Genomic DNA, 24472 nt, shown 5'->3' on the forward strand with positions numbered 1-24472 from the left:
TGGCCCGCAGGCGGACAAAGCGCGACGCGATCGATACGAACGATTGCCGTTTTGCTTCGCCCTTTCTCCCGGCCCTGACCGAATTTGCCGGTGCGCAGAACGTGAGAGGTTCGCGCCCGATTGTTTTCAACACATTCGCCCCGCAACGCGCCGAGCCAGGTTCTCCGGTTCGCCGGCTGACGCCCTTTGGCGCGCGGGTGCGCGGAGTATATTATGGCAACCAAGAGAATGCTGGTGGATGCCATCCACCCGGAAGAAACACGGATTGTCGTCACAGCCGGTAACCGGCTGGAAGAGTTCGACTTTGAATCGGCGTCCCGCCGCCAGTTGCGGGGAAATATCTTCCTCGCCAAGGTGACGCGCGTCGAGCCGTCGCTGCAGGCGGCCTTCGTCGAATATGGCGGCAATCGCCACGGGTTCCTCGCTTTCAGCGAAATCCACCCGGACTATTATCAGATCCCCGTCGCCGACCGCGAAGCGCTGCTCGCCGAAGAAGAGCATGAAGAAGAGCACCACGACGAGACGGTAGACGCCGTCTCCGTGCCTGAAGGCGTGGCAGAAACCGATGCAGAGGCCGATCCTCAGGACGCTGAGGAAGAAAGCCATATCGAGCAGGCGCCGGCCAATAGCGAACCCGTCGAATCGATCGGCGGGGCGGATGCGCTTGAAGAAGTGCCGGAGCGTCGCCAGCGCAGCCAGCAGCGCCGCCACCAGTACAAGATCCAGGAAGTGATCAAGCGCCGGCAGGTGATGCTGGTGCAGGTGGTCAAGGAAGAGCGCGGCAACAAGGGCGCGGCTCTCACCACCTATCTGTCGCTCGCCGGCCGCTATTCGGTGCTGATGCCCAATACCGCGCGTGGCGGTGGCATTTCGCGCAAGATCACGAACGCTGCCGACCGCAAGCGTCTGAAAGAAATCACCTCGGACCTGGAAGTGCCGCAGGGCATGGGCGTCATCCTGCGCACCGCAGGCGCGACGCGCACCAAGGCGGAAGTGAAGCGCGATTTCGAATATCTGATGCGCCTGTGGGAAAGCGTTCGCACGCTGACGCTGCAGAGCCAGGCGCCGTGCCTCGTTTATGAAGAAGGGTCGCTGATCAAGCGGACCATTCGCGATCTTTATAACAAGGACATCGACGAAGTTCTGGTGGCTGGCGACGCGGCTTATCGCGAAGCCAAGGACTTCATGAAGATGATCATGCCGTCCCACGCCAAGAACGTGAAGCCCTATGGCGAAGAGCAGCCGCTGTTCTCCAAATATGGCATCGAAGCGCAGCTCGACCAGATGTTCTCGCCGGTCGTCACTCTGCCCTCCGGCGGCTATATCGTCATCAACCCGACCGAAGCGCTGGTTTCGATCGACGTGAACTCGGGCCGCTCCACCAAGGAGCACAATATCGAGGACACGGCGCTTCAGACCAATCTCGAAGCTGCCGACGAAGTGGCGCGCCAGTTGCGCCTGCGTGACCTTGCCGGCCTGATCGTCATCGACTTCATCGACATGATGGAGAACCGCTCTAACCGAGCGGTCGAGCGCCGTCTCAAGGACGCGCTGAAGGACGATCGCGCCCGCATCCAGGTGGGCCGCATTTCGCACTTCGGCCTCATGGAAATGAGCCGCCAGCGCATTCGCTTCGGCGTTGTCGAAAGCTCGACCCACAAGTGCCCGATCTGCGACGGCACCGGCCTCGTGCGTTCGACCGAAAGCCTGGCGCTGATGATCATGCGCCATGTGGAAGACCACGTTCTGCGCAAGCAGGGCCAGTCGATCAATGTGCGCGTGCCGACCGACGTTGCGCTCTATGTGCTCAACTTCAAGCGCGACACGCTGACGGCGCTCGAAGCGCGCAATTCGCTGTCGATCACCATCACCGCCGACAGCAAGCTGACCGGACACCAGTTCTCGATCGAGAAGGGTGAGACCCGCGTCTCCTCCTATGTCGACCAGCGCGCCGCCAGCCATGTGCGGGTCGATAGCGCCGTGATCGAAGAAATCGACGAGGAAATCGTCGAAGAAGAAGAGATCGAAGAAGAAACCACCGAAGCGCGGCAGGACAATGCCGGCGAAGGTGACGGCAATGGCCGTCGTCGGCGCCGTCGCCGTCGCCGTGGCGGCGCCAATGGCGAACGCAACGAGGAACGGCCGGCGGTGCAGGCGCGCGAGAGCGATGCCGAGACCAGCGAAGAAGACAGCGCTGAAGAAGCCGGCGAGACCGAAGGCGAAGATGGCACCACTGGTGACACTGACGGCGAAAACCGCCGCCGCCGTCGTCGTGGCCGCCGTGGCGGTCGCCGTAACCGTCGCGAAGGCGAAGGCGTCGAGGGTAGCGAAGCTGCTGCATCCGCGGCTGGTGAGGCCAAAGAGGCTGCCATTGTGGACGTGGTTTTGGCTCAGGCCGAAATGACTGACGAAGCCCCTGCCCCCGCTGCTGACCCTCTCGAGGCGCTGGCGGCAGAAGCTCCGGCCGAAAAGCCCAAGCGCAAGCCGCGTACCCGCAAGCCCAAGGCCACCGATGCGGACGCTCCGGTGGAAGTGACCGCCGCTGCGCCAGTTGCGGAAGAAGCGCCGGTTGCCGAAGAGGCGGCCGAAAAGCCCAAGCGCAAGCCGCGTACGCGCAAGAAGGCTGAGCCGGTGGCCGAAGAGGCAGTTGCCGAGGCTCCGGCCGCGGCGGCACCGGAGGCAGCCGCTCCGGCGGAAGAGCCTGCGGCAGCCGAAGTCGTGGAAACGCGGCCGAAGCGCCAGAAGAAGGAACTGCCGCCTGAGGGTGTCGTGGTGTCTTCGAGCGCCAAGCCGGCGGAAGAGCCGGCGCCTGTCGAGGGCGAGGCCGAAGGCGACGCTGAGCCGGACAAGAAGAAGAAGGTCGGCTGGTGGCAGCGCCGGCTGGGTCTCGGCTAGAAATTTAAAGGGCGGCCCTCGGGTCGCCCTTTTTGCCTCATGTCCCGCGCCGCGCGTCTGCTCGACCTCCTGCAATTGCTGCGGAACCGCCACCAGCCGGTGACGGGGCCGGAATTGGCGCGCGAACTCGGCGTGTCGATCCGCACGCTCTATCGCGACATTGCCACGCTGCAGGCGCAGGGCGCCGATATTCAGGGCGAACCGGGGCTCGGCTATGTGCTGCGGCCGGGATTTACGCTGCCGCCGCTGATGTTCTCGGCCGATGAAATTGAGGCCATCGTGCTGGGTTCGCGCTGGGTAGCGGCGCGGGCGGATGACGACCGGCTGAGCGAGTCGGCTCGGCAAGCGATGAGCAAGATTCTTGCTGTGTTGCCGGCTGACCTGCGGGATCGGGCGGAGGCGACCAATCTGCTGGTGGCGCGGATTGGCCTTGAGCCGGCGCAGGTGGATGCGGGGCAGATACGATTGGCCATTCGGAACGAGCGCAAGCTTGTCATTCGCTATGATGATCTGAGCGGGACTGAGACCGAACGGACGATCTGGCCGTTCATGATCGGCTTTTTCGAGAAGGTGCGGGTGGTGGTCGCATGGTGCGAGATGCGCAGGGATTTTCGCAGTTTCCGGGTGGATCGGATCGGCGCGATGACGGTATCCGACGAGCGCTATCCAAGGCGGCGGGCGGCGATGCTGAAGGAGTGGCGGGAGCGCGAGGGTATCGCGCCACCGTGAGCCACTGCCGGAAACTGGCAGTCCCTGCTGCTAGTTGTTCTCCATCGAAAGGAGAACGCCATGCGCACCCTCAATTATATCCTGCTGGCCGTTGCTGACCCCATTGCCAGCCAGAGGTTCTATTCCAGCCTTCTGGGCGTCGAGCCGGTAGAAAGCGCCCCGACCTTTGTCCTCTATGTGTTGCCGAACGGGATGAAGCTCGGGCTCTGGAGCAAGGACGAGATCGAGCCCAAGCCGCTGCCGGTCGGCGGTGTCGAGATAACGTTCAGCGAGGACGATGACGCTGCGGTCCGCGCGACATATGTAGACTGGTCCGGCAAGGCGAAGGTTTTGCAGGAGCCGGTGGCGATGGACTTCGGCTTTACCTTCGTGGTGGAAGATCCCGATGGGCATCGGATTCGGGTCTTTGCGCCGCCAGTAAGTCGCCGTCGAGGCTAGACACGGCGCAGATGCTCCAACACCCGCGGGCTGTCATCCCGGCCTAGCGCCGGGATCCATCTTGAGATCTCAGGATGGGCCCCGGCCTTCGCCGGGGTGACAATCGAGGATGGGAAAGGCTTCAGTCTCGTCGATCAGGCAGTCGGGTAATAGCGATAGACCACGTCGCCATCATCCTGCACCGGGGCATTGTCATCGCGGGTGCCGCCGAGGCGGGTGGAGACGGCCATGGAGCGGTGGTTTTCGGGATCGAAATAGCTGACGAGGGTTGGCAGTTTCAGGGTGGCAAAGGCCCAATCGCGGAGGGCGGCGGCGGCTTCGGTGGCGTAGCCGTGGCCCTCAAAGCCGTCATAGAGGAGCCAGCCGAGTTCCTTTTCGGGGAAGAGCGGGCCATGGTTGATGCCGACCTGGCCGATGCAGGCGCCGGTTTCCTTGACATCAATCATCAGTGCGCCATGGCCGCAAAGCGACCAGAGGGCCACGTCGTGGCAAAACATGCCCCAAGCGCCGCGCAGATCGAAGGGGCCGCCCATATAGACGGAACGTGGCGAGGCCATGAGCGCGGCATAGGCGGGGAAATCTTCCATGCGCAGAGCGCGGAGGGTCAGGCGCGGGGTTTCGAGTGTGGGAATGGTCATGAGCCTGCTGCGAGGAAGGTTTTGAGGCGGTCGAGGGCGAGATCGACGGTGTCGCGCGTGCCGGCATAGCTGAAGCGGACGAAGCCGTGGCCGTTGACGCGATCGAAATCGACGCCGGGGGTGGCGGCGATGCCGGCTTGCTCCAGCATCGATTCACAAAAGGCCAGTGAGTCGTTGGAAAACCTCGATATTCCAGCATAGGCGTAGAAGGCGCCATCGGCTGGTGAGGCGAGGTCGAAGCCGAGGTTTTGGAGGCCGCTGGTGATGGCGGCGCGGTTGGCGGCGTAGCTGGCCTTTTGCTCTTCGGAATAGTCGCGTTCGTTGAGGGCCGCGGTGGCGGCGATCTGGCTGAGGGTGGGCGCCGAGATGAAGAGGTTTTGCTGCAGGATTTCGGCGCGGCGGATCAGCGCTTCGGGCAGCACCATCCAGCCGATGCGCCAGCCGGTCATGCAGTAGTATTTTGAAAAACTGTTGATGACGATGGCATCCGAAGTCAGCTCGAGCGCTGAGACCGAGGGGCCGCGATAATCGAGGCCATGGTAGATTTCGTCGGAGATAAAGGTGACGGCGAGGCGGCGGCAGGTGTCGATGATGTCGGCGAGGCCGGCGCGATCAATGGCGGCGCCGGTGGGATTGGCGGGGCTGGCGAAAAGGAGGCCCTCGAAGGGTTTTTCGCGGTAGGCGGCTTCGATATCGGCGCCGGTCAGGTGCCAGTTATTGGCGGCGGTGACGGGGATTTCGGCATAGTCGAAACCGAGGCCGATGAGCGTGTTGATATAGGCGGGGTAGCCTGGGCGCGTGATGGCAATGCGGGCGCCGGGGCGGAAGGCGGTGTGAAAGGCAAGGATGAAGCCGGCCGACGAACCCATTGTGGCTAGAATCATTTCCGGGTTCACGGAGACGCTGTGTTGCTCGGCATAATAGTGCGAGAGACCTTCGCGCAGGTCGAGGCGGCCCTTGGCGCTGGTATAGCCCTGCGGATCGGGCAAGGCACGGGCGACGGCTTCGATGACCTTTGGGGCCGGCGGATGGCCGGGCTCGCCGAGTTCCAGATGGCAAATGGTCCGCCCCTGCCCTTCGAGCACCTTGGAACGGTTGAGAATGTCCATGGCGAGAAACGGCATGAGGCCGTCGGCTGCGGGGGTCATAGGCGGCTCCTTCTGATCAGCCGGGACTAGCCGGAAGCGCCGTCTCACTCAACAACAATTGAAGCGCGGTTTTAGACTGCGGCAATTGTCCGGTGCCAGATTGGGCGGAGGTCTGCTAGAAGGCCTAGCGTAGAATCTCTGGGAGCGCCCGTCTGATGAATCGTCTGTCTATCGTGCTGGCCGTCGTGGCGGGGATTTTGGCGGGGGCATTGGGCTATTCGCAGCTCAACCGGCCGGCGCAGGAGACGGACACGGTCGCCGTGCGGGCAATCGTCGAGAGCATTCTGAGCGAGCACGAGGCAACGGCCAGTGCGGCGCCGCAGGCCGTGGCCGAGATCGACCCGGCCGTGCTCAATCCGATGATCGAGAATTTCCTGATGAGCGACCCCAAGCTGCTGCAGCGGCTTTCGGTGGCGCTCGACGAAACGCTGCGGACCGAGGAAACGGCCAAGGCGCAGGTTGCCATCACCGATATGCACGACGCGATCTTCAATGATCCGGGCCAGGTGGTCTTGGGCAATCCCGAGGGCGACGTGACGCTGGTCGAGTTCTTCGACTATAATTGCGGCTATTGCCGCGCGGCGCTGCCGGACCTGGCGACGCTTCTGGCGGAAGACCCCAACCTGAAGGTCATCCTAAAGGAATTTCCCATTCTCTCCAATGAATCCATCGATGCGGCGCGCATTGGCGTGCTCGTCGGGGACGCGGATGTCGATTATTGGGCTTTCCACGAGGCGCTGTTTTCGAGCCGCGGCAAGGTGGACAAGGCCGTGGCGCTTGATGCTGCCGGTTCGCTGGGGCTCAATCCGGTCGATCTCGAGTTGAAAATGGGCGAGCCGAGCGTGGCCAAGACTATCCAGACGTCTTATGAAATCGCACAGGCGCTGGGGATCACGGGGACGCCGACTTACATTATCGGCAACGAAATCATTCCGGGCGCCATCGGGGTCGATGACCTGCGGACGCGGATTGCCAATATGCGGGCCTGTGGCCAGTCGGTGTGCAGTTAGCCTGAATCTCGCCCGACTCTGTCTTTAGACGCGCGGAAAGTACCGAGGAGGCTCGCCTTTTCGGTGCATTTCGTGTAACCGCCCTTGCACCGCCGGGAACAGCCGGTGCACAACGCAAAGATCATGGCAAAGCACGTTCTCGTCCTCAATGGCCCGAACCTCAACATGCTCGGCAAGCGCGAGCCCGGAATCTACGGCGCGCAGACCCTGGCCGACGTGGAGGCCATTTGCAGGGCCGCCGGCGACGAATTCGGCCTATCCATAGATTTCCGCCAATCCAATCACGAAGGCGAACTGGTCACCTGGATCCAGGAAACGCTCGGCAATGCCGACGGCATCCTGATCAATCCCGGCGCCTATTCGCATACTTCGGTGGCAATTTACGACGCGCTCAAGGCCGTCTCCCTGCCGGTTGCGGAAGTCCATATCAGCAATATTCATCAGCGCGAGGCCTTCCGGCACCACTCTTATGTGTCGGCAGTCGCCTTTGGCGTCATTTGCGGCTTTGGTACGCTGGGGTATAGATTGGCCCTGGAAGCCATGGCTCAAAAACTCGCATAACGCTTCGACTGGAAGCCGGGAGACCGACAAGAATGACCAAGTCATCGCAGGTGGATCAGGACCTGATCCGCGCCATCGCCGAACTGCTCAATAAGGAAAATCTCGCAGAAATCGAGATCGAGCACGAAGAGGGCTTCCGGGTCCGTGTCACGCGCTCCTATCCGGTCGAAGCACCGGCTTATGCGCCTGCCCCGCAGTATTTTGCGCCGCCGGCAGCGCCAGCCGCGCCCGCAGCAGCGTCGGTCGTTCCGGCCGCTGCCCCCGCCACCAAGGAAGACCTCGCTGCCAATCCGGGCACGCTGACTTCGCCGATGGTGGGCACGGCCTATCGGTCCGCCGAACCGGGCAAGCCGATGTTCGTCGATGTCGGCACCAAGGTGACCGAAGGCCAGACGGTTCTCATCATCGAAGCGATGAAGACCATGAACCAGATTCCGGCGCATCGCTCGGGTACGGTGACCCGTGTTCTCGTCGAGGACGCGCAGCCGGTCGAATATGGCGAGCCGCTCGTCGTCATCGAGTAAGGAGGGACTTTCACGTGTTCCAGAAAGTCCTGATCGCCAATCGCGGCGAAATCGCCCTGCGCATCCTGCGCGCCTGCAAGGAACTGGGTATCCAGACCGTTGCCGTGCACTCGACGGCTGACGCCAATGCCATGCATGTGCGCCTTGCCGACGAAAGCGTCTGCATCGGCCCCAACTCGGCCAAGGACAGCTATCTCAATATCCCGTCCATTCTCGCGGCCTGCGAGATCACGGGGGCGGATGCGGTGCATCCGGGCTACGGCTTCCTCTCGGAAAACGCCCGTTTTGCAAAGATTCTTGGCGAGCACAATGTGACCTTTATCGGTCCGTCGGCGCACCATATCGAAATCATGGGTGACAAGATCACCGCCAAGAAGACGGCGGTTGAGCTGGGCATTCCTGTGGTTCCGGGTTCGGCTGGCGCGGTCGAAACAGAGGCCGATGCGCTCAAGACCGCCAAGGAAATCGGCTATCCGGTTTTGATCAAGGCGACGGCCGGCGGTGGCGGACGCGGCATGAAGGTGGCGCAGACCGAAGCCAATGTGCTCGAAGCCTGGTCGACGGCCCGCACGGAAGCCAAGGCGGCCTTCGGCAACGATTCCGTCTATATGGAAAAGTACCTCGGCAAGCCGCGCCATATCGAAGTGCAGGTGCTAGGCGACGGCCAGGGCAATGCGGTGCACCTCGGCGTGCGCGACTGCTCGCTGCAGCGGCGGCACCAGAAGGTGTGGGAAGAGGCCGGCGGCCCGACCATTGCACCCGAAGAGCGCGACCAGATCGGCGAAGTTTGCGCTGTCGCCATGCGCAAGCTGAAATATTCGGGCGCGGGGACGATCGAGTTCCTCTACGAAAACGGCGAGTTCTATTTCATCGAAATGAACACCCGCCTGCAGGTGGAGCACCCGGTTACCGAGCGCATCACCGGCATCGATATCGTCTATGAGCAGATCAGCGTCGCTTCGGGCGAAAAGCTGTCGATGACGCAGGATCAGGTGCAGTTCTATGGCCACGCCATCGAAGTGCGCATCAATGCCGAAGATCCGCAGACCTTTGCGCCCTCGCCGGGCACGATCACCTTCTATCACCCCGCGGGTGGTGTTGGCGTGCGGGTCGATTCGGCGGTCTATCAGGGCTATAAAATCCCGCCCTATTATGACTCGCTGATCGGCAAGCTGATCGTTTATGGCCGCACGCGCGAGGAATGCCTCAAGCGCTTGAGCCGTGCGATCGACGAGTTCGTGGTGGACGGGGTGAAAACCACCCTGCCCCTGTTCCAGCGGTTGATCAAGCAGCCCGACATCATTGCCGGCAACTATGACATTCACTGGCTCGAAAAATTCCTGGCTGAGAACAAGGTCTGATTTTCTAAAAAAGGGGCGCTCTGCGCCCCTTTCCATTGTGCTGACTGAGCATGGCCCGCCCCACCGATCCTTTCGACATCGAGGTGACGCCCGAACTGATTGTTCGGGCCTATCGCGCCGGCATCTTCCCAATGGCGGAGGATGCGACGGACGACGACCTGTTCTGGGTGAGCCCGGAACTGCGGGGGATCATGCCGCTCGATGGCTTTCATGCTTCCAATAGCCTCAAAAAGGCCATGCGGAAATCGGGCTGGGATATTCGCGTCGACACGGACTGGGACGGGATCATCGAAGGCTGTGCGACGGTCGGGGAGGATCGTTCCACCACCTGGATCAATGGGACCATCCGGGCGGTCTATGGCGAGCTGTTCCGGCGCGGAGTGGCGCATACGGTGGAAGTCTGGGACGGGACCGACCTCGTGGGCGGGCTTTATGGGCTGGCCATTGGCGGCGCGTTCTTTGGGGAATCCATGTTTCACCGGCGGACCGACGCCAGCAAGATGGCCATGGCGCATCTGGTCGGGCGGCTGAATGCCGGCGGGTTTCAATTGCTCGACACCCAGTTCGTAACGCCGCATCTGGCTTCGCTCGGGGGCGTGGAAATTTTGCGCGCGGAATATGAGGACAAGCTGGCGGCAGCGCTGACGGTCAAGGGAAAATGGGGAGCCTTGGATGAATCCGCGTGAGCGACTGCCGCACCAATTGAAGTCTTTGCAGGCCCGGGAATGGGAGCCGATCACGATCGGGGAGTCGAAGGCTTCGGTCTGGCGGATCGCCATGGGCGAGAGTGCGTTGTTTTTGAAGGCCGAGCCAGCGCATGACTTGAGCGAAATGGCCGACGAGTTGTTGCGGCTCGACTATCTTGCCGAGATGGGATTTCCGGCGCCGCGGGTGGTCGATCATGTCATTGGCGACGACTTCAACTGGCTTCTCATGACGGCGGTAAAAGGCAGGGATTTGACTCACCTGGGGGACGAACCTCAGGTTTTGATTCAAGTGCTGGCGGACGGATTGAAGCGGCTGCATGCGCTTGATCCGGCCAATTGTCCGTTCGATCATTCGCTTGCCCGGCGGCTTGCCGATGCCGAAGCCAATGTGTTGGCGGGACGGATCGACGAGACGGATTTTGACGACGAGCGGAACGGCTGGACGGGCCAGCAGGTGTTCGACTGGCTGGCGAGCAACCGGCCGGAAGAGACGAGCCACGTGGTGACGCATGGCGATGCGTGCCTGCCCAATTTTCTGGCGGATGGCAATCGGTTCGGCGGGGTGGTCGATTGTGCGCGGCTCGGTGTGGCGGATCGCTGGCAAGACCTGGCGCTGGCGTGCCGAAGCCTCGAATTCAATGGCGGCAAGGATTTTGTGGAAGAGTTCCTTGCCGCCTATGGGGCGGAGTTCGATGCCGAGCGCTATGCGTTTTATTGCGCGATGGACGAGTTGTTTTAGTTTTAGCCTCCACTCGCCCGCCCTCGTGGTTCGAGGCTGCGCTGCGCTTCGCGCCTCACCATGAGGTCTTCTGACTAGTGCACGTCTAGAGAGTTCAGTTCCTGAGCCTCAAGACCAGCGTCTCGGGCGCCGCCAATAGCATTTGGTTGTCATTCGACACGGTCGAGAAAGATTATCGCTGGTCCGGCGGGGGAACGTTGGTGCTGGTTTTGCACTCGATCAGCCAGACATCGTAGACGGGGTGATCGACAGCGTTAAGAGCCGGGCTATCGGCGAACATCCAGCCCGTGAAGATGCGCTTGGCGGTGCCATCGAGCGAGCGTTGATCGACTTCGAGGAAGGCGGAGGTGCGCTGGAGCGTATCCGTCGCGGGGCGATCGTAGCAGGCGCGTGGGGTGATCTCGAGGGCGCCAAAAAGTACGGTCTCGCCGATATAGACGTCAAAGCGCGTGATGCGGCCGGTGATCTTGTCGAGGCCGGCAAGGGTCGCGACAGGATGAGCCATGGGCTGGGCGCTGACGGGCGCAACGGCAAGCGCCAGCCCGAAGAAGGCCAGCGCTGCGAAAAGGCGGGAGAGGACGCGCAGAGGCATGGGCCCTTATTCGGGCGACCAGGCCTGATAGTCGCCAGTGACGCGCGGACGCTCGCCGCTTTTGAGAAGGCTGCCATCAGGACGATAGGCTTCAGCGGTGCCGGTAAGGTTGGCCTGATGCGGCTTTTCCCAGGCGCGCGGCTTGTAGTTCGCGTCGGTCGGGACAACGTCGGTGCGGTGGTGCATCCAGCCGTGCCAGCCGGGCGGAATAGCCGAGGCGTCGGCGTAACCGGCATAGGTCACATAGCGCCGGTTGGCCTTCTTGTCCTGATAGTAACGGTTGCCGAATTCATCGGAGCCGACATAGTTGCCGAAGCGCTTGATCCAGAGACGCGTTCCCCAGGTCTGGCCACGCCACCAGGCGAAGATTTCAGTGAGGAATTGCTTGGTATCAGACTTGGCCACGAGACGATTCCGCTCAACAGGAACGATATGTCTGGCGGTTTATCACGCGCGCCGCGAGGAGCCTAGACCAAAGCGACGCATTTTGGCTGCAACTTGGCGCGAGGGATGTCTGGTTCACCGACCTGCCCCCTATTTCCCGTCACAGGACAGGTCTAAGCTGGAACTTCGGCCAGCGAGAGGAGACAGCCATGACCGTACGTCTCAATCCCTATATCAGCTTCCACAAAAATGCCCGCGAAGCGCTTGCCTTTTATCATTCCGTTTTCGGCGGCGAGATGCATCTGTCCACTTACGCCGAGGGTGGCATGCCGCACGATCCGGCCGAAGGGCAGAAGATCATGCATGGGCAGCTCGACGCGCCCAATGGCATGACGCTGATGATCTCGGACGCCCCGGCGGGCATGCCCATACCCAACCAGAGCAATATTTCCGTATCACTGAGCGGGGACGACGAGACCTTGCTGCGTGGCTACTGGAATGGCCTGGCCGCTGGCGGGCAGCCGACGATGCCGCTGGAAAAGGCGCCCTGGGGCGATACTTTTGGCATGCTGGTCGACAAATTCGGCGTGAGCTGGATGGTCAACATCGCGGGCCAGCGGGGCTGACCACACAAAGGCAGGTCTTCGGGCCCGCCGCCCCTTTTCTCGATCACATTTGCGTCGCGCAGGCGAACCCACGCACTGCCGCGGCGTTGTGCCGTCATCTCGCACAGACAGGGAGATGTGAAATGGCACAGATGCATCACCGCGGCGAACTGGTGCCGCAGGAAACCAATTTCGACAATGCCGACCAGGCGGGTATCGCACAGCCCTATAGCCAGAGCGAAATCGAGGACCTGCTCTATGGCGACGACCGGCCGGTCAACGCGCGGCTGGCGCGGCTGCGCGAAATGCTCGAGGAGTCAGCCATTCGCGAAAGCGGCGACTGGGGCGATGAAGACCCCGCTGCCATGCTGGACGAAATCGACCGGGCTATTGAAGAGCTGAGTGGAGATCGCGAGGCCAGCGACGACAATCAGGGTATCGAAGATGTCGTGCTGGACGATCCGGCAAACCATTCCCATGCGCTTTCGCCCGACGATGTGGAAGCGCTGGAAGCACTTGCCGGCGAAAGCCTCGAAGATGAGGAAGACGGCTTTTACAATGAAGACGAAGACGGCCCAGCAGACGATGACCACTGGGCCGGCAGCGAGGAATTTCGGCACTAGTTTTTACGCACATCTCCGGAAACCTGCTTAGGGCTTTTGCGCGCCGCTGGTGGCGAGGTAAATCGAATAGACCGAGGTGGTGGCGGTGATGAAAAGCCGGTTGCCCCTAGGGCCGCCGAAGGTGAGGTTAGCGACGCCCTCGGGCACGTTGATGCGGCCAAGTAGCGTGCCATCAGGCGCGTAGCAATGCACGGCGGGGCCACCGCTGGTCCAGACATTGCCGTGGACGTCCACGCGCATGCCATCGGGCACGCCACTGGCGAGCGTGCAGAAATCGCGCCCATTAGCGAGCGTCTTGCCATCCAGCACATCGAAAACGCGAATGACGCGCGGGTGGTCGAGCTTATGACTGGAGCCGGAATCGGCGATGTAGAGGCGTTTTTCGTCGGGCGAGAAAGCGAGGCCATTGGGCTGCCGGAAATCGGTGGCGATGGCAGTCAGGGAGCCGCTATCAGGATCAAGGCGATAGACGTTGTGGGTTGCCTGTTCGGGTTCGGCCTGAAAACCTTCATAATCCGAGAGAATGCCGTAGGTGGGGTCGGTGAACCAGACGCTGCCGCTCGAATGCACCACGACATCATTGGGTGAATTGAGGCGCTTGCCCTCGAAGCGGTCGGCGAGGACGGTAATAGTGCCATCGTATTCGGTGCGGGTGACGCGGCGGAGGCCGTGTTCGCAGGAGACGAGGCGGCCCTGGCGGTCGCGGGTATTACCGTTCGAGAAGTTGGAATCTGCGCGAAACACCGAGACAGTGCCGTCGGGCTGGTAGCGCATCATGCGGTGGTTGGGGATGTCGCTCCAGAGCAGATAGTCGCCATCCCTAAACCAGACCGGACCTTCGGCCCAGCGGCTGCCGGTATGGAGCTGCTCGAGCTGGGCGCTGCGAATGATGAGATCGCGATACCGCTCATCGATGACTTCGTGGACTGAACCGGACATTTTCTTCCCCTCCGACGGCAGGAAAGATGTGCCCTGCCAAGACCCTGCCGCAAATGTGGCGGACAAGGCAGAGGCGACCATAGTTGGGGGCAAAGCGAGCGGCAATGCCGAAGCGGAGCGGATTAACCTCACATCAGGCTCGCCGTGAGATTTTGGCGGCAACCGGCCCCACGAGCCCAAAAAGGATTCCCAATGAAAACCTCGTTTTTTCGTATCGCCGCCATCGGTGTCGCCCTTTCGGCCACGATCGCCATTGCCGGATGCTCGATGATGGGCATGGGCGGTAGCGCTGCGCCGACTGCCCTTGCCTCTGGCCTGACGGCCCGCATGGACCAGCCGGGCGCCCGGCTGGATCGGGCGCAGGCCGTCAACCTCGTCAATGCTTACCGCTCGACGCGTGGCGTTCCCGCGCTTGTTGCAGATAGCGGGCTTGATGGTACGGCGCAGGCTCTGGCCAACCAGTATGCGCAGACCGACACGGCGCCAGCGACGCCGCAGGGCCTGACCGTGATGAAGCTCAGCGCAGGCTATGCCACCTTTGCCGATACGTTCTCGGGCTGGCGCAATAGCCCGGCCGACGCGGCGGGTCTGGTGGCGCAGGGCAGCAAGGCTGGTCTCGGCGTGGCGTACAGTGCGGCGTCGGGCTACGGCGTTTACTGGGTGCTCGTCGTTGGCAACTGAGCTGATCGATGCCAGGGGGCTGAAATGCCCCCTGCCCGTGCTGAAACTGGAAAAGAAGCTGGACGGATTGGCGCGGGGCAGCGGGCTGACGGTGCTCGCGACCGATCCGATGGCGGCGATCGATATTCCGCTCTATTGCCGCCAGCGGGGGCATGCTTGCGTGGCGAGCACGGAGGGGAATGTGCTGCGGTTTGAGATCGTGGTGGGCTGAAGGGCCGAGTAACGCACCGTGGCGCGCCCTCGTGGTTCGAGGGTCGGCTGCGCCTCCCACCCCACCATGAGGGCTACTGGAAATTGGGAGCGGCGCTCCAAACTATCTGAAAACAGGCCGCGGGCGGGGATAGGGAATGCCGGAATTTGTCGTTAGGTCGAGGCCCGGGCGGAGGCTGGGTTCGGTGTTGGCCGCCACGTCCTGAACCGGAAAAGCCGCGACGTGGGCGGGACGCGGGCGCGGCAGGACGATGCCGGTGCGCATACGGCCGAGGTCGGTGGCGACGTGTTCGATAGCGGCGATCGTGTCCGTGAGATAGCTCGGCTGGCCTTTCAGACCCATGGGGAAAGCTGCTTCCTGGGCCTTCACATATTCAGCGGCGCTCTTGCCGCAGATATTGGGGCGCATATCGACCGGCGCAGCGCCGACGGCATTGGGCAGGTTGAGGATGTTCTGGCCGGTGCCCGAAGCCGAGCCGGAAAGGCCCTTGAGAAGGAGTTCGGCGGCGCGTTCGTTGCGATCGCGGCCCGAAGAGCCGCCCAGGACCACAGCCATGAGGCGGCGGCCATTGCGATCGACATCGGCCACCACATTAAGGCCGGAGGCGCAGACATAACCGGTCTTCATGCCGATGGCGCCGGGAAAGGTGGTGAGCAGGTTGTTCTGGGATTCCAGCTTCTGGCCATTGATGCGCACGACGCTGGTGCGGAACATCTGCATGTATTGGGGAAAGCTCTGCTCGATATAGAGCGAGAGAATGGCGAGATCGCGGGCGCTCATTACCTGCCGGGGATCGTGGAGCCCGTTCGGATTGACGAAATGGGTTGCCGTCAGCCCCATGCGCTTTGCCACATCGTTCATCTTGGCGACGAAATTGGCCTCGTTACCCCCGATGGTTTCGGCGATGGCCACCGCCATGTCGTTCGCCGACTTGACGATCAGGATATAGAGCGCGTCTTCGAGCGAAACCGAGGTATCGACCTTGAGGCCGGAACGGCTGGGGGCCTGGCTCAGCGCGTATTTGGAAAGCGTCACCGGCGTCTGGAGAGTCACCGTGCCCTTGGCGATCTCCTCGAAGGCGACGTAGGCCGTCATCAGCTTGGTCAGCGACGCCGGATGCCAGGGCTGGCCGGCATCTTCGGCGTAGAGCACCTGCAGGGTGTCGCGATCGATGAGAAGGAGCGGGGTCGCCCATGCCGGAACCAGGCTGGCGAGGCTCAGGACAAGGGCAATGGCGATACGGCGCAACAACAGCACTGGGGAATCTCTTAAGCAGATCTTACGGGGGCGCGGCCACTCTTAGCAGCGTCCTCCTGAAGCCTCAAGAAATGGGGCAAAGTTTGACGGGACCGTGAACGGGCTGCTGACGCATCTTGTCGCGGAGAAGCGAAATCGTGGCATCCGAACCGTTGGGGATCCTGCCATGACCACTTTTGTTACCATTCTCACGCCCGGCTATGCCGATTGGGAAACCGCGCTGCTCAATGCTGCGGCCCGCAGCTACTATGGGGTAAACACGCTTTTCGCCTCGCCGGATGGCGAGGAGGTCGTGTCCTCGGGCGGGCTTCGGGTGACGCCCAACATGGCTGTGGCCGATATCGATGTCGAAGAAATCGACGCGGTTTTGGTCAATGGCGGCACGATCTGGAGCACGCCTTGCGCGCCGGATATTGCCGATCTGTTGCGCCGGGCACACGCTGCGGGGAAGACCATAGGCGGAATTTGTGACGGGACACTGGCGCTGGCCCGGGCAGGGTTGCTCGACAATGTGCCGCATACGGCCAATGGGCCGGAGAGCCTGCCCGATACCGGTTACAAGGGCGTATCGCACTATCGGGATCAGCCGCACGCGGTACTGTCGGGCAAGATCGTGACGGCGCCGGGCACCGCGCCCGTCAGTTTCATGGGCGCGGTGTTTGAAGCGCTCGGGATGCGCAATGGCGATATGGACTTTTATCTCGGGCTTTATGGCGCCGAGCATAAGGCGGCCTAAACAGGCAGCATCAGGATCGTGTTGCGCTTGATGGTCGCCGTCAGCGGCAGGTCGGCGGAGGACTGGCCGACGCTGAGGGTGAATTCGCCGGATTCGACGAGCCAATGTTTGGCTTCGGCGCGGAAAAAGGCGAAGGAGCGGGCGTCGAGAGTCAGCGTTACCTCGCGGCTCTCGCCGGGTTCGAGGGCCACCTTGGCGAAGGCTTTGAGTTCCTTGGCCGGGCGCGGTGACGACGCTTCTGGGTCCGAGACGTAAAGTTGGACGACCGTCGAGCCGGCGCGGGCGCCGGTATTGGTGACGGTGAGCGTTGCGGTTACGTCGCCGTCGGCTTCGAAATTTCTGTCATCGACCGTGAGGTCGCTGAGGGCAAAGCTTGTGTAGCCGAGGCCGAAGCCGAAGGGATAGAGCGGGGTCATGCCGAGGCGATCGTAGTGGCGGTAGCCGACGAAAATGCCTTCTTCGTAGCGGACCTTGCCTTCGAGGCCCGGATAGACTTCGCGGTCCTGGCTATGGGCCGGGTTATCGGCCCAGCGCACCGGGAAGGTTTGCGGCAAGCGGCCGCCGGGTTCGGCTGATCCGGTGAGGACGTCGGCAATGGCGTTGCCAGCTTCCTGGCCGGGATACCAGGCTTGGACGACGGCGCGGACCGAGTTGATCCAGGGCATTTCGATGGGACCGCCGGTTTGGAGGACCACGACGGTGTTCGGGTTAGCCGCGGCGACGGCGGCGACCAGTTCGTTCTGGCGGCCGGGGAGTTCGATGCCGGGGAGATCGCTGCCTTCGGTGTCCCATTCGCCATTGCGGCCGATGAAGACCACGGCGGTATCGGCATTGCGGGCGGCGCGGACGGCTTCGGCAATATCGGCGTCGCCGAGCGGCAGGCCGATGCCACAGGCGAAGGCGGCAAGGCCGAGGGTGGCGAAATCCTTGGTGACGAATTCTATGGTCACGTCATAGGTGCGACCGGCTGCGAGGTCTGCGGTGCCCACGACTTCGTCGCAGCCTTCTTCGAAGAAGGTCCGGCCCTTGGTCCAGTTGGTCCAGGCGTCGGCGACGAGTTTTCCATCGACAAATACCTTGGTGAAGCCGGCGGAGTAGATGCCGACGCGGTGGGTACCGGATTTTTCGGGGGTGTAGGTGGCGCGGATGCGGGCGGAGAAATGCAGGGGATCGACCTTGCCTTCGGCCACATTGCCGATCCAGAAGGCCTGGGCGTCTTCCTGCGTGCCGATGTGGACGGGCTCGCCTTCGAGCTTTTCGTTGTTGAAATATTCGACGGTGAGGGTCCCGCGAAGGAGTGGCTCGAAGCGGTCATTGCCGCAGCCCGTGGCGTAGGTCAGTTGATCCTCGCCGAGCTGAGCGACAAGGCCCTCCCAAGGCGAGATGCGATAGTGAGCGTTGAGCTGGGCGCTGCCGCCTCCCATGATCTGGGCGCGCTTGGCATTGGGGCCGATGACGGCGATGCGGCTTTCGGGCTTCAGCGGCAGGGTGCTGTTGTTTTTGAGGAGGACAGCGGCTTCGGCACCGGCGCGGCGGATCAGGGCGCGGTGTTCGGGGCGGTCGTTGGCCTGTTCCTGATGGGGGCGGTGATCGTCGAGCGAGCCGACGCGCTCCATGAGACGCAACATTGCGGTTACGCTGATGTCGAGCGTTTCGGCGGAGACTTCCCCAGCGTTTACGGCGTCGATCAGTTTCGGGCCGCGGTCGCGGGCTGGCCCGGGCATTTCGAGGTCGAGGCCGGCATTGACGGTTTCGGCGGTCGAATGGGAGCCGAACCAGTCGGACATGACGATGCCGTCAAAACCCCATTCGTTGCGGAGGACCGTGGAGAGGAGCCAGTTGTGTTCGGAGGTGAAGGTGCCGTTGAGGCGGTTATAGGAGCTCATGACGCCCCAGGTGCCGGCCTTTTTCACCGCCCATTCGAAGGGGATGAGATAGATTTCGCGGAGGGAGCGTTCATCGATTTCGCTCGACATGGTCGTGCGCTCGATCTCGCTTTCATTGCCGACGAAATGCTTGATGGTGGCGCCGATCCCCTGCCCTTGCAGGCCCGTGATGTAGCCGACGGCGAGTTCGGCCGAAAGGAATGGGTCTTCGGAATAGCATTCGAAATTGCGGCCATTGGTGACCGAGCGGTGGATGTTCACCGTAGGGGCGAGCAGCATATGTGCGCCCTTGGATTTTACCTCGTCCGCGAGGGCAGCACCGATTTCTTCGACCAGCGGAACATTCCAGGTGGCGCCGATGGCAATGCCGACCGGGAAGCTTGCCGATTTGACACCACCGATGAGCGAGCCGCCACCGCGGGCGCCATTGGGGCCATCGGTCACGCGGAGCTTGCCGACGCCAAGGCGCGGTACGGCCGGAACGGACCAGAAATCCTCGCCGGACAGGATGGAGACCTTCTCCTCAAGCGTCATTTCAGACAAAAGCTGCTCGATGCGATCGCTCACCGTATTCTCCTCCGGCATAGTCATTGGCGCGAAAAGACAGGCCCCGAGGGAGCCTGTCAATCGGTCCACCTAGGGTAATTCTACTCAGCGCGGTGCGATTGGCGCTTTCCGCAGGCGACCCCAGAGGACGAAAAGCGAGAGGGCCAACAGGACGAGATTAACCGGCAGGACCTGGAATTCGCCGCGCGAGGAATGAAGGGCGATGGCGAGGATTTGAATAATGGAAAAGCCGAGCGCCGCGAGTGGTGTCAGCTTGGGCGCGATGCGTGTGGCAGCCGGCAGAATGATGCCGATGGCGCCCAGCACTTCCATGGTGCCGATGAAGCGGGTCAGCAGTTCGGGATAATCACCGGCATAGGACATGCCCGAGGCGACCAGAGCGTCGATCGGCTGTGTGAGCTTCATGAAGCCCGCCATAACGTAGACGGCGGCGAGGATCACCTGCGCCGCCCAAAGCCCGATATTCCATTTGTTCATAGCTTGTCTCCCCCTGCTGACGACATGTCGCACCGGGCCGACCGGTCTGCGGCTTATGCTGGTCTGCAAACGGCAGTTTTCTGCGCTTCCGGTGCTCACGTACCTTAAATGTACGTTCCGCTCCGGTTCTCGAAAACAACCATTTTCGCCACAGCTTAAGCCGCAGTTCGGCCGGCCCTCTAGTCACAACTAGTAACTGTGTTTATATTAGTGCCCAAGTACCCGCAATAAGGAGGCACAGCCATGTCACTGACCGATACATCCCAGCACTCGAACTGCTCTGCGATGTCCGATGTGCTGAGCCGGATTGGCGACAAATGGAGCGTGATGGTTGTCGGCATGTTGAGCCGCAATGGCACGCTGCGGTTCAACGAACTCAAGCGCCTGATCAATGGCGTGTCGCAGCGCATGCTGACGCTGACTTTGCGCAATCTTGAGCGCGATGGGCTCGTCAGCCGCACGATCTATCCCGAGGTGCCACCGCGGGTGGAATATAGCCTGACGGAAATGGGCAAGACACTGCAGGGGCCGATCAACGCGCTCTGGGACTGGACGGCCGATAACCATCACTCGATCATCGATGCTCGCGATATCTACGATCAGCGGCTGCATGCGGTGGAAGCGGCAGAGCCACGCAAGATTGCCTATGCCCGCGGGCAGTAACACCCGCTAGCTGTCATCCCGGCGAAGGCCGGGATCCATCTTGAAAACTCAGGATGGGCCCCGGCCTTCGCCGGGGTGACAATCGAGTTTAGATAAATCCCACCAAAAGGCCCAATGGCCTCAGGTTTCCGACGGCGCCATGTGGACGAAGCGGTCGGTTTCGCGTTTGCCGGCTTCCAGCACTTCGCGGCGGGCTTCGGCGCGGCGGCTGAAGGGTAGGTTCAGGGCGGCGACGAGGGCGCGGTATTCCTGGCGAGCGCTGGTGTGGGACATGGACGGCACGCCGCCCAGGAGTTCGTCGTCCAGCGGATCGAACACGGTCATGCCGGTGGCAAAGAGCGAGCGGAAGATCACGCGCTCGGCTATGCCATCGGAGACGCGGCAGCCGAGGCGCATGGCGATGCGCTCGAGCATGGTCTGCACCTGCCGCATGTTTCGCGACGAGAGCATGGAAATGCGGTTGCGCACGAGCACCCAGTCGATGGTACGGCCGTCGATGGAGAGCCGCTCGGAGCGGGCGCGCTGCACGAGGCGGGCATAGTGGCTCAACTCGCGCGGCTCGCCGGTGACCGGATCGACATGGGCCATGACGTTGAGGTCGATGAGGCTGTCATTGACCGGGGTGACCAGCGTATCGGCCAGCGAATGGGCGAGGCGCGTCAGGTTGGTATCGAAGCCGGGCGTGTCGATGACGATGAATTCGCTCGATTGTTCCACCTCGGCGATGGCCTGGCGGAAAAGGTCGAATTCGACGCGGTTATTTTCCTTGAGGGAATCGCCGCGGGCCAGAGGCAGGTGGAAATGGGTGGTGTGCGGCAGGCTGAGGCCACGCTGGCGGGCCCAGTCGCGGCGATTGCGTACATAATGGGTCAGCGTCTGCTGGCGGCTATCGACGTCGATCGAGGCAACCTTGTAGCCCTGATAGAGCAGATAGATAGCCAGATGGAAGGCCGTGGTCGATTTGCCCGACCCACCCTTCTCATTGCCAACGACGATGACATGCGCCGCCTGTCGAACCATCACGCCCCCAAATCAGTCGCAGGATTCTCGACTCTTCACGCCTTATGCACAAGCGGGACGAACATTAACAATCGTTAAACGATTAATGCGACGCGATTTCAGGCCTACAAAAGGCCGAGGCGCGCGAGTTCGGCGGCAATCTCTACGGAGTTTTCCGCATCATTGGCCGCAATATCGGGCGGTGCATCCTTGGGTTGGAGGTAGCGCCAGCCCTGGAAGGGGCGTTTGGGGTAAGGAATCGTACGGATGAGCTCGGGCGACATGATGATGTCGCAGTAATTCTTGCCTTCAGCGTCGGTATAGGACGCCAGCCGCTGAATGACCTGCCGGCAGACGATGGCACCGGCGATGACCCAATAGATCGAGCCCTGGCCTTCCATTTCTGCGCCGCGCTTGGGCATCATGCGGGTGCGATGGACGTGGACGTCTTCACCGTAATCCGCGCCCCACCAATGGGCGCGCTCGTCGCGGTAGCTTTCCAGCTCCTCGAAGCTGGAAACGCCGACGCAGAGTTTGACCATGTGGATCATGCGAGGGTTCCGGGAGCTACCCGACCCTGAATGACATCGATCTCGTCGTCGTCGACGATCCATGGCTCGTGGAGAGCCAAAGCGAGCCAAGCCTGGAAGGCGGGCAGGCTGTAGATGGCTTCGACATAGCCGGCGGCGGTGTCGGAAATGGGCAGTGCATAGGTGCGGAGACGCGTTGCGAGGGGCGCGAACATGGCGTCGGCGGCGGAAAAGCTGCCGAAGAGGAATGGGCCGCCGGAGCGCGCGAGGAAATCGCCCCACAATTGTTCGATGCGGTGAAGATCCTTGCGAACGAGATCCGGATCGACCTTGCCGGGATGGGAGGCGCGCAGGTTCATCGGAGCATTGCTGCGCAGCGCCATGAAGCCTGCATGCATTTCCGAAGCCGCCGAGCGCGCAAGGGCGCGGTCGCGCTGATCGGCTGGCCAGATGTGCTTTTCGGGATATTTGTCCGCGAGGTATTCGATGATCGCGAGGGTCTCGGCGATGGCGAGATCGCCATCGATCAGCACCGGCACTTTTCCGGTGGGCGAGCGGGCCGCGAGCGTTTCGCGCCAGCCTTCGCCCGAGAGCATCAGCACCTCGTCTTCGAAGGGGAGATCGAAATGGCGCAGCACCAGCCAGGGGCGCAGCGACCAGGACGAATAGTTGCGATTTCCGATGAGCAGTTTCATGCAAAAGACCTTGCTGCAAAAGGAAGGGCGCCCTGTGGCAAGGGCGCCCTTCCCTAAATCTTTTCGGTACGGAACTCCAGCTAGACGCCGGCGACCACCGAGATAACGAGCCCCATCGAAAGAAGGGCGACGAGGGCCCAGCTTATAGAATGCCAGGCCAGGGTCTTCGGTTGACTGCGCATTTTGCCGCTCCTTGTCAGCCGTCACGCCGACCCGCTCAGGACGCTTCGAGGGGCCGGTCAGCAAGCGTTAACTGTGTCACGTAACCTTTGCAAGTGACCCATCTGCAACAGTGCACAACCGGTTTTGGATCCTAAAAAAGTCCGAACCAGAGACCGGCAATGCCCAAAAAGGCGAAGAATCCAATGACATCGGTGATGGTCGTGACGAAGACGGCGGAGGCGATTGCGGGGTCCGCCTTGAAGCGATCGAGGGTGAGAGGAATTAATATTCCAGCGGTGCCCGCGACGACGAGGTTGATGATCATCGCCATGGCGATGACGATTCCCAATTCCACATTGTTGTAGCGCCCCCAGGTAACGAGGCCGATGAGAATGGCGAAGATCACGCCATTGAAAAAACCCACCACCATTTCGCGGCGAATGAGGCGGCGCAGACGGCCGCCTTCGAGTTCACGCATGGCAATGGCGCGCACGGTGATGGTCATGGTTTGCGCGCCCGCATTGCCGCCCATGGAGGCGACGATGGGCATGAGAACCGCCAGTTCAACCATATGCTCGATAGTGCCGTTGAAAAGGCCGATGACGAGCGAAACGAGAACGGCAGTGACGAGATTGACCGCTAGCCAGGGCGCGCGGCTGCGCACCGTGTCGAAAGTGGTGTCGGACACGTCTTCATCGCCGATACCAGCAAGGAGCTTGATATCCTCGTCAGCCTCTTCGGTGATGACGTCGACCATGTCGTCGATGGTGAGCACGCCGACCAGACGCCCGCTTTCGTCCACAACGCCGACTTCCACAAGGTCATAGCGCTCGAAGGCGCGGGCGGCCTCTTCCTGATCCTCGGCCGCATCGACCAGAACCAGGGTGGTGTTCATGATCGATTCGATTTTGGTGGCGCGCGGCGAGCGCAGCACACGATCGAGCGGCAGCGTGCCGAGCACCTTGAAGCCGGCATCCACCACATACATCTGGTAGAATTCATCGGGCAGGTCGCGCTCGGCGCGCAGATAGTCGATCATCTGCCCGACCGTCCAGAACGGCGGAATGGCGATGAATTCGGTCTGCATCCGCCGGCCGGCGGAATCTTCGGGAAAATCGAGGCTGCGCTTGAGGCTCAGGCGCTCGAAGGTCGGCAGGGCCGAGAGAATTTCGTTCTGGTCCTCCTCTTCGAGGTCTTCCAGAATCGCCACCGCATCGTCGCTATCGAGCCCGGAGACACCGCGGGCGATTTCGGCGTTGGGCAAGGCTTCCATCAGTTCGAGGCGGATGCTCTCGTCAACTTCGGTCAGCGCGGAATAGTCGAACCGGTCCCCGAGGAGGCGCACGAGAGCCAGACGCTCGTCGTGATCGAGCATTTCGAGCACGTCACCCACGTCGGCGGTGTGGAGAGGCTCCATGACCAGCGCGACATCTTCGGCGCGGCCGGCAGCGAGGAAGGCCCTTAAGCGTTCGAGCCAAAGCAGACTGATACGATCGTCCGCATCGCGGAACGCGCTGGTGTCCATCTCGGCCTCGGTGCCGAGCTCGGTTTCGAAATCGCTGCTCATCGGGAGCCCTTTGTGTGTCCTGGGGGTTTCAGGGGCAAGGCAAGCAGTAGCCAATCAGCAATAAAGGCGCCAGACTGCGATTGCGAAGTTTCTTCCAATTTCGCGCCGGTTGAAGCGTTTGTGTCCGGCGCGATGCAAGGATGGAGTG

Annotated in this window: 27 protein-coding genes; 15 read left to right on the forward strand and 12 right to left on the reverse strand. The window is 62.0% G+C overall.

Annotated elements, in window-relative coordinates; all coding sequences use genetic code 11:
• Nucleotides 1–213 precede the first annotated feature (213 nt).
• The 3 genes from ASD83_RS03905 to ASD83_RS03915 are packed head-to-tail and all read left to right on the forward strand — an operon-like array spanning nucleotide 214 to nucleotide 4062.
• On the forward strand, nucleotides 214–2895 hold the full coding sequence (locus ASD83_RS03905; RefSeq protein WP_056308127.1) for an Rne/Rng family ribonuclease: 2682 nt from the start codon (nucleotides 214–216) through the stop codon (nucleotides 2893–2895).
• Nucleotides 2896–2934: 39 nt separating this feature from the next.
• Nucleotides 2935–3624, forward strand: a complete 690-nt coding sequence (locus ASD83_RS03910; protein WP_056308129.1) for a helix-turn-helix transcriptional regulator — start codon at nucleotides 2935–2937, stop codon at nucleotides 3622–3624.
• Between the two features lie 60 nt (nucleotides 3625–3684).
• The gene (locus ASD83_RS03915; RefSeq protein WP_056308131.1) at nucleotides 3685–4062 is read left to right on the forward strand and encodes a VOC family protein; all 378 of its coding nucleotides are present in this window, start codon (nucleotides 3685–3687) and stop codon (nucleotides 4060–4062) included.
• A gap of 134 nt (nucleotides 4063–4196) precedes the next feature.
• Here the strand turns inward: ASD83_RS03915 and ASD83_RS03920 are convergent, their stop codons facing one another.
• Together ASD83_RS03920 and ASD83_RS03925 are read right to left on the reverse strand one after the other, a co-directional pair.
• Complete coding sequence (locus ASD83_RS03920) at nucleotides 4197–4700, reverse strand: GNAT family N-acetyltransferase (RefSeq protein WP_056308134.1); 504 nt, start codon at nucleotides 4698–4700, stop codon at nucleotides 4197–4199.
• Nucleotides 4697–5848 (reverse strand): pyridoxal phosphate-dependent aminotransferase, encoded by a 1152-nt coding sequence (locus ASD83_RS03925; RefSeq protein ID WP_200946449.1) that lies wholly within the window; start codon nucleotides 5846–5848, stop codon nucleotides 4697–4699. Before ASD83_RS03925 ends, ASD83_RS03920 begins: the two co-directional genes overlap by 4 nt.
• 155 nt (nucleotides 5849–6003) lie before the next feature.
• On the opposite strand from ASD83_RS03925, the gene ASD83_RS03930 reads away from it, so the two are divergent.
• From ASD83_RS03930 to ASD83_RS03955, 6 genes are all read left to right on the forward strand, one after another.
• Nucleotides 6004–6858: a DsbA family protein gene (locus tag ASD83_RS03930; protein ID WP_056308136.1), complete on the forward strand. Its 855-nt coding sequence runs from the start codon at nucleotides 6004–6006 to the stop codon at nucleotides 6856–6858.
• Nucleotides 6859–6981: 123 nt separating this feature from the next.
• Complete coding sequence (aroQ, locus tag ASD83_RS03935) at nucleotides 6982–7419, forward strand: type II 3-dehydroquinate dehydratase (protein ID WP_056309839.1); 438 nt, start codon at nucleotides 6982–6984, stop codon at nucleotides 7417–7419.
• 32 nt (nucleotides 7420–7451) lie between these two features.
• Nucleotides 7452–7943 carry an acetyl-CoA carboxylase biotin carboxyl carrier protein gene (gene accB, locus ASD83_RS03940; RefSeq protein ID WP_056308138.1) on the forward strand — a complete coding sequence of 164 codons (492 nt, stop codon included), beginning with the start codon at nucleotides 7452–7454 and terminating at the stop codon, nucleotides 7941–7943.
• 14 nt (nucleotides 7944–7957) lie between these two features.
• Nucleotides 7958–9304 carry an acetyl-CoA carboxylase biotin carboxylase subunit gene (gene accC / locus ASD83_RS03945; RefSeq protein ID WP_056308139.1) on the forward strand — a complete coding sequence of 449 codons (1347 nt, stop codon included), beginning with the start codon at nucleotides 7958–7960 and terminating at the stop codon, nucleotides 9302–9304.
• A gap of 50 nt (nucleotides 9305–9354) precedes the next feature.
• On the forward strand, nucleotides 9355–9990 hold the full coding sequence (gene aat / locus ASD83_RS03950) for a leucyl/phenylalanyl-tRNA--protein transferase (protein WP_056308142.1): 636 nt from the start codon (nucleotides 9355–9357) through the stop codon (nucleotides 9988–9990).
• On the forward strand, nucleotides 9977–10750 hold the full coding sequence (locus tag ASD83_RS03955) for an APH(3') family aminoglycoside O-phosphotransferase (RefSeq protein ID WP_082560937.1): 774 nt from the start codon (nucleotides 9977–9979) through the stop codon (nucleotides 10748–10750). The genes aat and ASD83_RS03955 overlap by 14 nt, the downstream gene beginning before the upstream one ends.
• 172 nt (nucleotides 10751–10922) lie before the next feature.
• Here the strand turns inward: ASD83_RS03955 and ASD83_RS03960 are convergent, their stop codons facing one another.
• Together ASD83_RS03960 and ASD83_RS03965 are read right to left on the reverse strand one after the other, a co-directional pair.
• On the reverse strand, nucleotides 10923–11342 hold the full coding sequence (locus ASD83_RS03960) for a DUF2155 domain-containing protein (protein ID WP_056308146.1): 420 nt from the start codon (nucleotides 11340–11342) through the stop codon (nucleotides 10923–10925).
• A 6-nt stretch (nucleotides 11343–11348) separates the two neighbouring features.
• Entirely contained in the window at nucleotides 11349–11747 is a 399-nt protein-coding gene (locus tag ASD83_RS03965; RefSeq protein WP_056308148.1) for an NADH:ubiquinone oxidoreductase subunit NDUFA12, read from the reverse strand.
• Nucleotides 11748–11935: 188 nt separating this feature from the next.
• Here ASD83_RS03965 and ASD83_RS03970 point away from each other — a divergent pair, with 188 nt between their 5' ends.
• Both ASD83_RS03970 and ASD83_RS03975 read left to right on the forward strand, forming a co-directional pair.
• Nucleotides 11936–12352, forward strand: a complete 417-nt coding sequence (locus tag ASD83_RS03970; protein WP_056308150.1) for a VOC family protein — start codon at nucleotides 11936–11938, stop codon at nucleotides 12350–12352.
• Nucleotides 12353–12474: 122 nt separating this feature from the next.
• Nucleotides 12475–12954 (forward strand): hypothetical protein, encoded by a 480-nt coding sequence (locus tag ASD83_RS03975; protein WP_056308152.1) that lies wholly within the window; start codon nucleotides 12475–12477, stop codon nucleotides 12952–12954.
• A 27-nt stretch (nucleotides 12955–12981) separates the two neighbouring features.
• On the opposite strand, the gene ASD83_RS03980 is transcribed toward ASD83_RS03975, so the two are convergent.
• The gene (locus ASD83_RS03980) at nucleotides 12982–13893 is read right to left on the reverse strand and encodes an SMP-30/gluconolactonase/LRE family protein (RefSeq protein ID WP_056308154.1); all 912 of its coding nucleotides are present in this window, start codon (nucleotides 13891–13893) and stop codon (nucleotides 12982–12984) included.
• 192 nt (nucleotides 13894–14085) lie between these two features.
• On the opposite strand from ASD83_RS03980, the gene ASD83_RS03985 reads away from it, so the two are divergent.
• Together ASD83_RS03985 and ASD83_RS03990 are read left to right on the forward strand one after the other, a co-directional pair.
• Nucleotides 14086–14574 carry a CAP domain-containing protein gene (locus tag ASD83_RS03985; RefSeq protein WP_056308156.1) on the forward strand — a complete coding sequence of 163 codons (489 nt, stop codon included), beginning with the start codon at nucleotides 14086–14088 and terminating at the stop codon, nucleotides 14572–14574.
• The gene (locus ASD83_RS03990) at nucleotides 14564–14785 is read left to right on the forward strand and encodes a sulfurtransferase TusA family protein (RefSeq protein ID WP_056308158.1); all 222 of its coding nucleotides are present in this window, start codon (nucleotides 14564–14566) and stop codon (nucleotides 14783–14785) included. The genes ASD83_RS03985 and ASD83_RS03990 overlap by 11 nt, the downstream gene beginning before the upstream one ends.
• A gap of 102 nt (nucleotides 14786–14887) precedes the next feature.
• Here the strand turns inward: ASD83_RS03990 and ASD83_RS03995 are convergent, their stop codons facing one another.
• Nucleotides 14888–16042 carry a D-alanyl-D-alanine carboxypeptidase family protein gene (locus tag ASD83_RS03995; protein WP_162249119.1) on the reverse strand — a complete coding sequence of 385 codons (1155 nt, stop codon included), beginning with the start codon at nucleotides 16040–16042 and terminating at the stop codon, nucleotides 14888–14890.
• A gap of 166 nt (nucleotides 16043–16208) precedes the next feature.
• On the opposite strand from ASD83_RS03995, the gene ASD83_RS04000 reads away from it, so the two are divergent.
• Nucleotides 16209–16778, forward strand: coding sequence for a DJ-1/PfpI family protein (locus ASD83_RS04000; protein WP_056309841.1), 570 nt, complete (start codon nucleotides 16209–16211; stop codon nucleotides 16776–16778).
• Here the strand turns inward: ASD83_RS04000 and ASD83_RS04005 are convergent.
• Together ASD83_RS04005 and ASD83_RS04010 are read right to left on the reverse strand one after the other, a co-directional pair.
• A complete protein-coding gene (locus tag ASD83_RS04005) occupies nucleotides 16775–19249 on the reverse strand; it encodes a beta-glucosidase H (protein WP_413813481.1) in 2475 nt (824 codons plus the stop codon). The genes ASD83_RS04000 and ASD83_RS04005 overlap by 4 nt on opposite strands.
• 66 nt (nucleotides 19250–19315) lie before the next feature.
• On the reverse strand, nucleotides 19316–19708 hold the full coding sequence (locus ASD83_RS04010) for a DoxX family protein (protein WP_056308163.1): 393 nt from the start codon (nucleotides 19706–19708) through the stop codon (nucleotides 19316–19318).
• Nucleotides 19709–19951: 243 nt separating this feature from the next.
• On the opposite strand from ASD83_RS04010, the gene ASD83_RS04015 reads away from it, so the two are divergent.
• Nucleotides 19952–20371 (forward strand): winged helix-turn-helix transcriptional regulator, encoded by a 420-nt coding sequence (locus ASD83_RS04015; protein WP_056308165.1) that lies wholly within the window; start codon nucleotides 19952–19954, stop codon nucleotides 20369–20371.
• Nucleotides 20372–20491: 120 nt separating this feature from the next.
• Here the strand turns inward: ASD83_RS04015 and ASD83_RS04020 are convergent, their stop codons facing one another.
• The 4 genes from ASD83_RS04020 to mgtE all read right to left on the reverse strand — a co-directional run bounded on the left by ASD83_RS04020 (nucleotide 20492) and on the right by mgtE (nucleotide 24324).
• Entirely contained in the window at nucleotides 20492–21391 is a 900-nt protein-coding gene (locus ASD83_RS04020; protein WP_056308167.1) for a division plane positioning ATPase MipZ, read from the reverse strand.
• 104 nt (nucleotides 21392–21495) lie between these two features.
• Nucleotides 21496–21921 carry a DUF1489 family protein gene (locus tag ASD83_RS04025; RefSeq protein WP_244489090.1) on the reverse strand — a complete coding sequence of 142 codons (426 nt, stop codon included), beginning with the start codon at nucleotides 21919–21921 and terminating at the stop codon, nucleotides 21496–21498.
• Complete coding sequence (locus tag ASD83_RS04030; protein WP_056308169.1) at nucleotides 21918–22595, reverse strand: glutathione S-transferase family protein; 678 nt, start codon at nucleotides 22593–22595, stop codon at nucleotides 21918–21920. Before ASD83_RS04030 ends, ASD83_RS04025 begins: the two co-directional genes overlap by 4 nt.
• Nucleotides 22596–22908: 313 nt before the next feature.
• The gene (gene mgtE, locus ASD83_RS04035; RefSeq protein ID WP_082560939.1) at nucleotides 22909–24324 is read right to left on the reverse strand and encodes a magnesium transporter; all 1416 of its coding nucleotides are present in this window, start codon (nucleotides 24322–24324) and stop codon (nucleotides 22909–22911) included.
• Nucleotides 24325–24472 lie beyond the last annotated feature (148 nt).

It is taken from the genome of Devosia sp. Root685, from assembly GCF_001427875.1.
GTDB lineage: Bacteria > Pseudomonadota > Alphaproteobacteria > Rhizobiales > Devosiaceae > Devosia.